Here is a 9,946-nt window from a genome sequence, read left to right as displayed (position 1 = left end):
CTGCTGGCCAGCGCCAAGATCGACCCGCGCGAGGCGCGCACCCCGCTCGAGCAGATGCCCCGCCATAACCGCGACTGCATCCGCGCTGCCGTGCATCGCATGAGCCAATACGCCGGCCGCCTCCGCGACCGCCTCGAGGGCGACAAACCCCACCCGAGCCGCGAGCTCGCCGCCCACGCCCGCCAGGCCTTGGCCGAAGGCAACACCAAGGCCGCCCTGCACTGGCTCGGCCTGATCGAAAGAGGAGTCGCGTAATGGCTACCCAACAGAAAACGATGAACGCCCTCTGGGAAAGTCGCATCGAGCTGGACGAGCTGGCCGCGCAGATGAGGCGGGACGCAAAGCCGAATACGCCCAGTTCCTGGAAGACGAAGCCCACAAGCTGGGCATGGTGCTGCTGAACGTAGAGAGCATCCTGCAGGACGCCGCCGAACAGCAAGCCACGGCACCGGGAACGCTCTGATGACGAGGCTCGCGGAATCCCTTCAGTTCGGCACCCCCGAGTGCCACCGCTGGCGGCAAGCCATCTTCGATGCCCTGCCCGGCTGGGCCGAGGATCTCGCTGGCGGCTTCGTGCATGTGGCCAAGCGTCACGGCAACGCCGCCGGCAACCGCTGGCTGACGCGCAATTCCCGCGACCTGGTCGACCCTGAGCGCATCTATACCCGCTTCGCACCCATCGCCAACGACCTGAAAAAAGCTGTGGCTGCCATCCGCCGGCGCGGCAACACCACCATTGAGGGCATCCAAGCGGCCAGCGCCTGGCTGGCCTACGTCGAGCGCAGCCTGATCATCGGCGGGTTCAACTGCACCCAGGACGACGACGCCCTGATCGACTACGCCACGGCCCATGCCACCGCCGTCGAGGACGAGCGCGCGCGCCTGATCGGCAGCATCGCCGAGCACAACCGCCGCTTACGCCTGGGCCTGCTGCCGCCGCCGCTGGACCTGCCGCGCCTCAAGGGCCGCACCGTATCGGCCCAGTCCCGCGAGCTGGCCACTATCGTCGCCAAGTCCCGCAACCCGCTGACGCCGCCCCCGGGCGGTATCCCGCTGATGGCGGTGTTCCGCTGGCAGCGCGCCCCGATGATGAGCATCACCGTTGCCGACGCCCTGGCACTGCGTAAGGCTCGCGCCCGCGCCGCCGTGCATGGCATCGAGCCGCCGCCTCGCAATGGCTCCATTGCCAGCCAGCTCGGCCGGCTGAGCGGCTCGAATTGGTGGCGTCGCAAGCTGCGCCGCCTTTCAGGCCGTCGCCTCGAGCAGATCCAGCGCGAAGCCTACCGGGTCCATGCCCAGGCCGGCATCTACTGCAGCGACCTGACCGTCGAGCGTCGGCGCAGCCAGAAGAACCGCAACCGTGCCTTGCTCGAAACCCTTGAGGCCATCAACCAGGAGGGCCAGACCTACACCCTCGCCGAGCTGGCAGAGTTGGGCCTGGCCAATCCGGACCACCGCCGGGCAGAGCTGATGCTGCGCATCCGCGACACCGAGGTCGAGGCACGCCGCCTGGGGCATGTCGGTGTGTTCTACACCCTGACCACGCCGGGCCGCTTCCACCCGGTCAATGCCAATAAGTACTGGAGCACCAAGCGCAAGCGCTACCAATACCACTGCCGTCGAAACAACAACTACGACGGCAGCACCCCGCGCGAGGCTCAGCAGTACCTACAGCAGCTGTGGGCCCGGGCACGCGCCCAGCTGGCCCGCGATGGCTTGGCCATCTACGGCATTCGCGTGGTGGAGCCCCACCACGACGGAACGCCCCATTGGCATCTCCTCGTGTGGATGAAGCCCGAGGATCAGGCCCGCGTCACCCAGGTGCTGCAGGAGTACGCCGAGGAAGACACCCCCGAAGAGCTCTACGACCGCCGTGGCAAAAAGACTACGGCCCGATTCGATGCCAAGCGCATCGACTACAGCAAGGGCACGGCGGCCGGCTACGTCGCCAAGTACATCTCGAAAAATATCAATGGCGAGCAGTTCGTCCGTGATGGCGTCGAGGACGATCAATTCGACCGCTACGACTACGACCTGACCGAGGCCGCCCCACGCATCGAGGCATGGGCCGCCGTTTGGGGCATCCGCCAGTTCCAGTTCCTGGGCCTGCCCTCGGTCACCGTCTGGCGTGAAGTCCGCCGGCTCACCGAGAAACAAGAGCAGCAGCTGCAGGAGTGGGAGGCGGCCACCCGCCCCGAACCCACTGCCGCCGAGCGCTTCCACGCTGTTCGAAAGGCCGCCAATGCCGGCGACTGGGCGGCATTCCTGCGCCTCATGGGCGGCCCCTGCACCCCGCGCAAGCAACAGCCGATCAAGCCCTGGCGCTTGATGGCCCAGGACCCCACCGGCGACGGCATCAGCCATGGCACCGGCGAGATCCGCCAGGGTATCGACGTGCTCGGCCGCTACGGCGACCCGGTCTGTGTGACCAAGGGCTTGGTGGTTTCCGGCCGTTATGGGGTTGATGCCGAATACCTCACCCGCCTTTACAGCTGGGAGGTGCGTTCAAAAGACCGCGCCCCAGCGGCGGGCACCCCGGGACGCGGCGAAGCCGCGGCCCCTTGGACTTGTGTCACTAACTGTACGGGCGTCGACCTGACGCCCCGCAATCCCTTCCCAAAAATCCCGGACGCCGAGGTTTTGGCGGCCCAGATCCGGCGGTTTGAAGAGTGGCGCGGTAGTGAAGAGGTCCGCGCCGAGATGGATGACGTCGATTTCGAGACTCGAGCCGCCCAGGCGGCAGCAAAACGGCTGATTCAGCACGACGCCACGGCCCGGCGAGTCCTCGCCGAGCGCGGCATCTACATCGAAGCGCCACCGTATGAGCCGGAAGAGTTCTACCCACCCGAGCTGTGTTGATGAAAAAGGAGAAAAACATGCGCCAACGAATGACCAGTCACCAGCCCCGCGGCGTCCTGCAGGATGCCGGCACCCTCGCGGTGCTCACCCCCAACCAGGGTGCGGTGGAACACCAGTTCGCCATGGTCGTGGCCTTCGAGTCAGAGGCCGATCTGCGACGCGCGATCGCCAACAGCCGGTGCGGCTACCGACTGGGCCAGAAAGCCCAGGAGCTGAGCCATGAATAGCCGCCTCTACCTGGTGCGCGACCCTGCCGGCCGCGTCGATCCCTACAGCCCCGCCACCACCCAGGGCCGCGCCGTTCAGCAATTCGTATCGCGCCGCGCCGGCCGTCCGGTACGCAGCGCCGTGGCCTGGCTGGTGTGGCTCAACGATTGGCGCAAAGGCTGCCGCGTCGTCTACCTGCCCGCCATCCCGAACGAGGACCTGAACCATGGCCGATAACGCCGACATCGCCACCGAGATCATGGAACGTCGCCTCGAGGGCGCGCTGGCCAACCGGCCGCGCTGGATCGGCATCGATCACGCTGCAACCGAGTGCGACGACTGCGGCCATGAGATCCCGGCCGCCCGCCGCAAGGCAGCCCCCTGGGCAACCACTTGCATCGAGTGCCAGGGCATCCGCGAACAAAGAGCCCGACCCTACCGCTAGAAGGAGGACTGAAATGCAGCAATCACAGCGAGCGGATGCCTTCCATCATGAACCGAGCGCCCAGGCCAAGGATCTGACCCACGGCCTTCTTGGCCGCATCGGTTGCTCCTTCCTGAGTGGCAGCGGTGAGCTGCTCGCCCAGGCTCGGTTCATCACTCAGGTTTTCAGGCTTCACCTTGAGGAGCTCCAGTCCTTTGGCCGTCAGGACCACTTCCCTGACTATCAGGTTGTTCGGGTCTCTATCGGCGGTGTTGATGTACCCCGCCTGACGAAGCCACTCACAAGTCGAAATGAAAAATTCAGACTGGCTGGAGGCCACCTCACTCATTACATGCTCGTTGTAGGCCAACGGCTGATCGACGAAGTCCTTTGCCAGCAGTATGGCCGGAACCGGAAAAGTGCTGTAGAGGCGAGCGAGCACCTGACCAGTCAACTCGTCGAAGAAGGAGATATTGTCTCGTTCGGGCATGGAGGGCTCATCCAATGAGTGTGTCGGTACAGGATAAAGAGATCCGAAGTATCTGCCACATCATGGATCTTCAAGTAACGAAGCAGATGAACCACGAGCAGTCCGAGCGGTATTGGCTGAGCGTGATCCAGAACCTTCCTCCTGAGAAGGTAGCCATGGCTTTAGCCCTGAAGCTTCCGGAGTATGTCATCCCATCCCAGCGGAGGAGGCCATGACCACCACACGGAGAGGCGGTCCAATGGCCCGCCAGGCCGCCATGCTCTGCCAGGATCCGGTGTTCCGGCTCTACCTGGACCGCCGCCGGCGCTACAAGCACGGCCTCACCAATGGCCAGCTACCGGACGGCACTCATAACCAGCAGGACGCACGCGACTGGCTAATCGCAGCTTGCCGCATCAAGAGCCGTGCCGACCTAGACCACGACGAGCAGGCCGAGAAGACCTTTCGCCAGATCCGCCACCGCTTCAATGCCTGGCGAGCCAAGAACAAGGGGAACCCATGAAGACTGAATTCGTGCTGCTGGCTTGCTACGAGAAGCCGCTGATACCGCTGGAAACCTTCTGCACAGACATCATGGGCATCAAGCTGCAGACAGCCCGCAACAGGATCGCCGCCGGCACCTTCCCGGTGCCGCTGACCCGTACCGGCAGTTCACCCATGGTCCATATCTCCGATGCCGCAAAGTACATCGATCAGCAACGCGAGAGCGCAGCCTAGCCGGCGCGCTCTTGATCACGCTTCGCAAGATCACCGGCTTTCAAGTTCACATAGCGCCGCAAGCTGCCCCAGTCACGATGGCCCGACACCAGGGCCACCTCCTGGATCTGATAGCCACGCTCGAACAGCCGGCTGATTCCCTCATGGCGCAAGTCATGAAAATGCAGGTCCTCGATTTTCAGATACTGGCAGATCCGTCGAAAGCCATTGCCTACCGAATCCGACCCGAACGGGAAAACCCGTTCATCGACCTTGGGTTGTGCTTCGATGATCGCCCGGCTATCCCCCATCAACGGCACCTCCTGGTCCGTCTTCTGCGTCGGATGCTTGCGCAGCCGGATGATCACGGTGCCCGAAGCCAGATCGACATCAGCCCAGCGCAGGTTGCAGATCTCATCCAGCCGCATGCACGACTCCACCGCGAAGCGGACCAGGTCGTGATAGCGAATACGCCGAAGGGCTCGGTTGTGCTTGGTGTGCACCAGGATCGCATCGAGCTCCTCGGCCGTAGGCCGCCGATCACGGCTTTGCGGCGACCCAATCACGCCCGCACGCTTCAAGCCTTCCCGCCAGCCGGCCATCTTTACCCGATACTCCGCTGACAGACTGCCCTCGACGATCGCCGTCGTCACCGCGCCCGACAGAAACATGATGTCGTGCTTGGTGGTGGCTGGCTTGACGCCATCCACCTCGATGCGGGTCCTGCAGTAGTCGTAAAGCTTGGTGTAAGTCAGCTCTGAAACCAGGGTTTCGGCGTCCAGTCCGGCCGCCAGCTTGCGCTCCGAGGTGTGATTCTTCCGGCCCCGGTCAGATGTCTGGTCGAGATGTGCCAGGTGACCTTTGAAGAGATCGCCCAGCGTCGGAACCGGCCCCTGCCCAACAAGGCCCGCCTCGATACCATCCTCTACCTGGCGCGCCCACGCCTGAGCGCGCGCCTTCGTGCTGAATGTCTTGCTCTGTGAGCCATGCCCTTTCTTGCGTACAATGGCCCTCCAACGAGCCCCGCGCTTCTGATATGTCGCCATGATGTACCACTCTCCCGCCGAAATCGGGCCAAGACCGCCAACTGGTGCAATCATGGTACAGCAAGGCCGGTTTTATACGGTATTTCGTGGTAATCAACGGTATGAATATACAGTATTACCAAATCGGTAAGATATTGAAATGACTAGAAACACCACAGCTGACAGGGCTAGATTGTTTTCAATTGCCCCGATGATGGACTGGACGACCAGGGACCAGAGAGCCTTCGCGCGCACGCTGACCCGGCGCGCACTGCTGTATACCGAGATGGTCACCACCGGTGCCATTCTCCACGGCAGCCCGCGGGAGCGCTTCCTCGGTTACGATGCGGTGGAGCATCCCCTGGCGCTGCAGCTGGGCGGCAGCGATGCCGGCGAGCTGGCGGAGTGTGCGGCCATCGCTGAGGCGTGGGGCTATGACGAAGTCAATCTCAATGTGGGCTGCCCAAGCGACCGGGTGCAGAACAACCTGATCGGCGCCTGCCTGATGGCCTATCCGGAGAAGGTGGCGGCAGCGGTGCGCGCCATGCGCGAGGCGGTGTCGATCCCGGTGACGGTGAAGTGCCGTATTGGTATCGATGACCAGGACGAGGACGCCGACCTGGAACGCTTCATCGCCCAGGTAGCGGATGCCGGCTGCGAGGTGTTCATCGTGCATGCGCGCAAGGCGTGGCTGCAGGGGCTCTCGCCCAAGCAGAACCGTGACGTGCCGCCGCTCAACTACCCGCGGGTGCATCGCCTCAAAGCGAGTCGCCCGGAATTGCATATCGGAATCAACGGCGGTATCAAGACGCTGGAGGCGTGCCGAGAACAGCTCGACCATGTGGACAGCGTAATGGTCGGTCGCGAGGCCTATCAGAACCCCTGGCTATTGGCTGGGGTGGACGAGTCGCTCTACGGCGTGGCGGGCCCGGCAACCAGCCGCCACGCCGCTGCCCGCGCCTTTCGCCCCTATATTGCCCGTCGCCTCGACGAGGGCGCCAAGCTCAACCACATCACACGCCACCTGCTGGGTCTGTTCCAGGGCCGGCCGGGCGGGCGCCGCTTCCGTCGCCACTTATCCGAGAACGGCCACCTGGACGGCGCCTGCCTGAGGGTCTTCGACGACGCGCTCAGCCTGGTGCCAGAAACGACTCCCGAAAAAAAGACAAACCCGTTGACCGAGACTGAAACCGAGACTGCCTGACGCTCAATAGAGCGAGTCCGGCGGCGGCTCCAGGCTGGAATGGAACCCCTCAACGGCGTTCTCGGCTTCCTCGATCTCATCGAAACGGGCGATGTGGAACAGTGCTTCACCCTCGTTGGCCAGTGGCAGCCGGCTCATGCCGATAACGATACCATCGGCCATGGATATGACGGCCTCTTCGGCGTTCCCGAAGGGGTCGGCCACCTTGCCCAGCACCTCGCCCTTCGCCACGCGCGCCCCGAGGCGCACCTTCGGCCGCAGAATGCCATCGATGGCGCCCGCGCCCAACTGGAGCCGTTGGCCAGTTCCGCCGCGGGCGGCAGTCGGCGCCGATGCTCGCCGGTGAGCATGCCCAGCCGCCGCATGACCCGCAGCACCCCACGGACCCCCGGGGTGATCGCCCATTCGTCGAAACGCAGTGCCTCACCGGCCTCGTAGGTCAGCACGGGGATACCCCGGTTCTGAGCGTAGTGGCGCAGGCTGCCCTCACGGAGCTCCGCGTTCAGAATCACCGGCGCGCCGAAGGCGTTGGCCATGCGCTCGGTCTCGCTGCCGGGGCTGAGCTGGGCACGAATCTGCGGCAGGTTGGTGCGATGAATGGCGCCGGTGTGCAGATCGATGATATGACTGGCATGGTCGACGATCTGCTCGCGGAACAGGGCCGCGACACGCCCCCCCAGTGAACCCGACTCACTGCCGGGAAAGCAGCGATTGAGGTCCCGTCGATCCGGCAGGTAGCGCGTGTGCTGCATGAAGCCGAACACGTTGACGATCGGTACCGCCACCAGGGTACCGCGCAGCCCCTGGATCTGCTTCGAGCGCAGCAGTCGGCGGACGATCTCGACGCTGTTGATCTCGTCGCCGTGAATGCCGCCACAGACCAGCAGTATCGGCCCCGGCTGACGACCGTGAACCACTTCCACGGGGATGTGCAGCGGCGCATGGGTGTAGAGGCGTGCCACCGGCACATCGATCTGGATTCGGTGACCCGGCATCACCTTGACGCCGGCGAGTTCGAAGGGGGCACGAGCCATGCTGCGGTTTCCTGTAACAGAACAGTGTTCACCCACTTATACCGCGATGGCGGCAAAATGACGAGGGTGAACCTCACACCGCATCCATACACAGTTGAATGTAAAAAACCGGCCGCTCCGGTAGAATGATGGCCATACCCCGTCACGGAGAAACGCCCCCTACCATGGCCCGACGCACCAAGGCGGAAGCTGCTGCCACCCGTGAAGCCCTGCTGGATGCCGCCGAGGAGATATTTCTCGAACGCGGCGTCGCGCGCACCTCGCTGGAACAGATTGCCCGCCAGGCAGGCATGACCCGTGGCGCGGTATACTGGCACTTCCGCAACAAGGCCGACCTGTTTCGTGCCATGCTCGACCGGGTTCGCATGCCCTTTCAGGAACTGGTTGACGAAGCCGATGATCCGGCACTCGCCGATGCGCCGCTCGAGGCGATTCGCCTGGCCTGCCGCCAGGGCTTTGCGCGGCTCGAGCAGCCCCGCTATCGCCGGGTCCACGCCATCCTGATCCACCACTGCGAAATCTTTGGCGAAATCGACCCCCTGGCCATGCAGAACGAAATCGCCGCGGAGTCCTCAGGCGCCCTCATCGAATACTTCACGGTGGCCTGGGAACACCAACTGCTGCGGCCCGACATCACGCCGGAACTGGCAGCGCGGCTGCTGCAGTCCAGCCTGGGCGGTCTCTTCCACGACTGGCTGCGCAACCACGAGCAGTTCTCCATCCGCGAGCGCGGCATGGAGCTGGTCGATACGCTGCTGCAACTGCTCGCTCGCGAACCTTGACGCTTAGCGACACCACAACGACAACGGGCCGGATCCCTTGGGGATCCGGCCCGTTGTCATTCACGCCTAGGCTACGTACGAAAAGTCGAGCGTAGGCAGTTTTCGTACTGAGCCCAGGCAGTTCTCAGGCGCCGGCCTCCCAACCACCACCCAGCGCCTTGAACAGCGTGGCGGTTGCAGTCAGGCGGTCGCGCATCGCCTCCGACAGCGCAAGCTCCGCCGAGAGCAGTGCCCGCTGGGCATCGAGCAGCTCGATGAAGCCGACGAAGCCTTCCCGATAGCGCACTTCCGCGAGCTCCAGGGTGCGCGCCAGCGCCTCCACCTGGGCCCGTGTCGCCTCGATACGCTCGCCGCTGGTCTCGAAGGTGACCAGGGCGTTGCGAACCTCGTTGAACGCCTGGTTCACCGTGGCACGGTACTGGACCTCGGCCTGGGCAGCCAGCGCTTCGGCGGTGTCGACCCGGGAACGGGAGCGACCGAAGTCGAACAGCGGCCCCATGACCGTGGCGGAGAGTCCCAAGGTCTGGGCAGCGGTAGTGAACAGGTCGCTGGAATCCCCCGCCGCCGTGCCCAGGAAGGCGCCCAGGTTCAGGGAGGGCAGGCGACTCGCCTCGGCGACGCCAATGGAGGCATTGGCCACGATCAGCCCGGCCTCGGCGGAACGGATATCCGGCCGTCGCTGCAGCAGGCTGGACGGCAATACGGCCGGTACGCCTTCGGGGAGCACGATAGCCGCCAGTTGGGTGTCTCCGAAATCGAGCTCGCCCATCAGTTCCGCCGGGCTCATCCCCGCCAGGATGGCCAGCGCACCCTCAAGCATCCTGACCCGCTGCTTCTGGCCGGGCAACTGGGCGCGGGTGGTTTCCAGCTCCGACTGGGCCTGACGCAGTGCCAGCTCACCGGTCTCACCGGCGTCGAAGCGAATCTGCTCGATCCGGTAGGTTTCCTCACGGGAAGCCACCGTCTCCTCGGTGATCCTGAGCTGCCGCTCGGCATTGCGCAGGTCGAAGTAGGTGGCCACCACATCGGCGATCACGTTCAGGCGCACCGCATCACGGGCGAACTCGCTCTGCTCGAGCAGTGCCTCGGAGGCCTCGCGCTCGCGGGCCAGCCGGCCCCAGAGATCGAGCTCATAGTTGAGCACACCGGCCAGCGAGAACAGATTGCCGGTCGTACCCTGTCCCAGGGGGGAGGCCGTGCCGGGCGTGCGCTCCCGCGAGGCCTC

At 64.5% G+C, this 9,946-nt stretch carries 12 protein-coding genes and 1 pseudogene; 9 read left to right on the top strand and 4 right to left on the bottom strand.

Translation table 11 applies throughout. From position 1 onward, the window contains the following. From Q427_RS32370 to Q427_RS14765, 5 genes are all read left to right on the top strand, one after another. A partial coding sequence (locus Q427_RS32370) for a hypothetical protein (RefSeq protein ID WP_043515254.1) occupies positions 1 to 255 on the top strand: 255 nt, incomplete at its 5' end. A gap of 207 nt (positions 256 to 462) precedes the next feature. Further along, positions 463 to 2,859 carry a replication endonuclease gene (locus tag Q427_RS28955; protein WP_051496405.1) on the top strand — a complete coding sequence of 799 codons (2,397 nt, stop codon included), beginning with the start codon at positions 463 to 465 and terminating at the stop codon, positions 2,857 to 2,859. A 17-nt stretch (positions 2,860 to 2,876) separates the two neighbouring features. After that, complete coding sequence (locus tag Q427_RS14775) at positions 2,877 to 3,086, top strand: hypothetical protein (RefSeq protein ID WP_043515251.1); 210 nt, start codon at positions 2,877 to 2,879, stop codon at positions 3,084 to 3,086. Then, complete coding sequence (locus Q427_RS14770; RefSeq protein WP_043515249.1) at positions 3,079 to 3,303, top strand: hypothetical protein; 225 nt, start codon at positions 3,079 to 3,081, stop codon at positions 3,301 to 3,303. Before Q427_RS14775 ends, Q427_RS14770 begins: the two co-directional genes overlap by 8 nt. Further along, on the top strand, positions 3,293 to 3,511 hold the full coding sequence (locus Q427_RS14765) for a TraR/DksA family transcriptional regulator (RefSeq protein WP_043515246.1): 219 nt from the start codon (positions 3,293 to 3,295) through the stop codon (positions 3,509 to 3,511). The genes Q427_RS14770 and Q427_RS14765 overlap by 11 nt, the downstream gene beginning before the upstream one ends. A 22-nt stretch (positions 3,512 to 3,533) precedes the next feature. Here Q427_RS14765 and Q427_RS14760 read toward each other — a convergent pair whose 3' ends face one another. Then, positions 3,534 to 3,980 (bottom strand): hypothetical protein, encoded by a 447-nt coding sequence (locus Q427_RS14760; protein ID WP_043515243.1) that lies wholly within the window; start codon positions 3,978 to 3,980, stop codon positions 3,534 to 3,536. A 211-nt stretch (positions 3,981 to 4,191) separates the two neighbouring features. On the opposite strand from Q427_RS14760, the gene Q427_RS14750 reads away from it, so the two are divergent. Together Q427_RS14750 and Q427_RS14745 are read left to right on the top strand one after the other, a co-directional pair. Continuing rightward, positions 4,192 to 4,482 carry a hypothetical protein gene (locus Q427_RS14750; protein WP_043515237.1) on the top strand — a complete coding sequence of 97 codons (291 nt, stop codon included), beginning with the start codon at positions 4,192 to 4,194 and terminating at the stop codon, positions 4,480 to 4,482. Further along, positions 4,479 to 4,697 (top strand): pyocin activator PrtN family protein, encoded by a 219-nt coding sequence (locus Q427_RS14745; protein WP_043515235.1) that lies wholly within the window; start codon positions 4,479 to 4,481, stop codon positions 4,695 to 4,697. Before Q427_RS14750 ends, Q427_RS14745 begins: the two co-directional genes overlap by 4 nt. Here the strand turns inward: Q427_RS14745 and Q427_RS14740 are convergent. Continuing rightward, on the bottom strand, positions 4,694 to 5,722 hold the full coding sequence (locus tag Q427_RS14740) for a site-specific integrase (RefSeq protein WP_043515233.1): 1,029 nt from the start codon (positions 5,720 to 5,722) through the stop codon (positions 4,694 to 4,696). The two genes, Q427_RS14745 and Q427_RS14740, sit on opposite strands and share 4 nt — an antisense overlap. 139 nt (positions 5,723 to 5,861) lie before the next feature. Here Q427_RS14740 and dusA point away from each other — a divergent pair, with 139 nt between their 5' ends. Beyond that, the gene (gene dusA / locus Q427_RS14735) at positions 5,862 to 6,905 is read left to right on the top strand and encodes a tRNA dihydrouridine(20/20a) synthase DusA (RefSeq protein WP_043515230.1); all 1,044 of its coding nucleotides are present in this window, start codon (positions 5,862 to 5,864) and stop codon (positions 6,903 to 6,905) included. 3 nt (positions 6,906 to 6,908) lie between these two features. Here the strand turns inward: dusA and Q427_RS14730 are convergent. Then, positions 6,909 to 7,939: pseudogene (locus Q427_RS14730) on the bottom strand (succinylglutamate desuccinylase/aspartoacylase family protein). Between the two features lie 164 nt (positions 7,940 to 8,103). On the opposite strand from Q427_RS14730, the gene Q427_RS14725 reads away from it, so the two are divergent. Then, positions 8,104 to 8,721, top strand: coding sequence for a TetR family transcriptional regulator (locus tag Q427_RS14725; protein WP_043515226.1), 618 nt, complete (start codon positions 8,104 to 8,106; stop codon positions 8,719 to 8,721). 124 nt (positions 8,722 to 8,845) lie between these two features. Here Q427_RS14725 and Q427_RS14720 read toward each other — a convergent pair. Continuing rightward, the coding region (locus Q427_RS14720; protein WP_043515223.1) for an efflux transporter outer membrane subunit at positions 8,846 to 9,946 on the bottom strand (1,101 nt) is incomplete at its 5' end.

The sequence above is a fragment of the Halomonas sp. BC04 genome, assembly GCF_000568385.1.
Note: the sequence above shows the minus strand (reverse complement) of the source record. Positions and strands in the feature narration are given on the sequence as shown.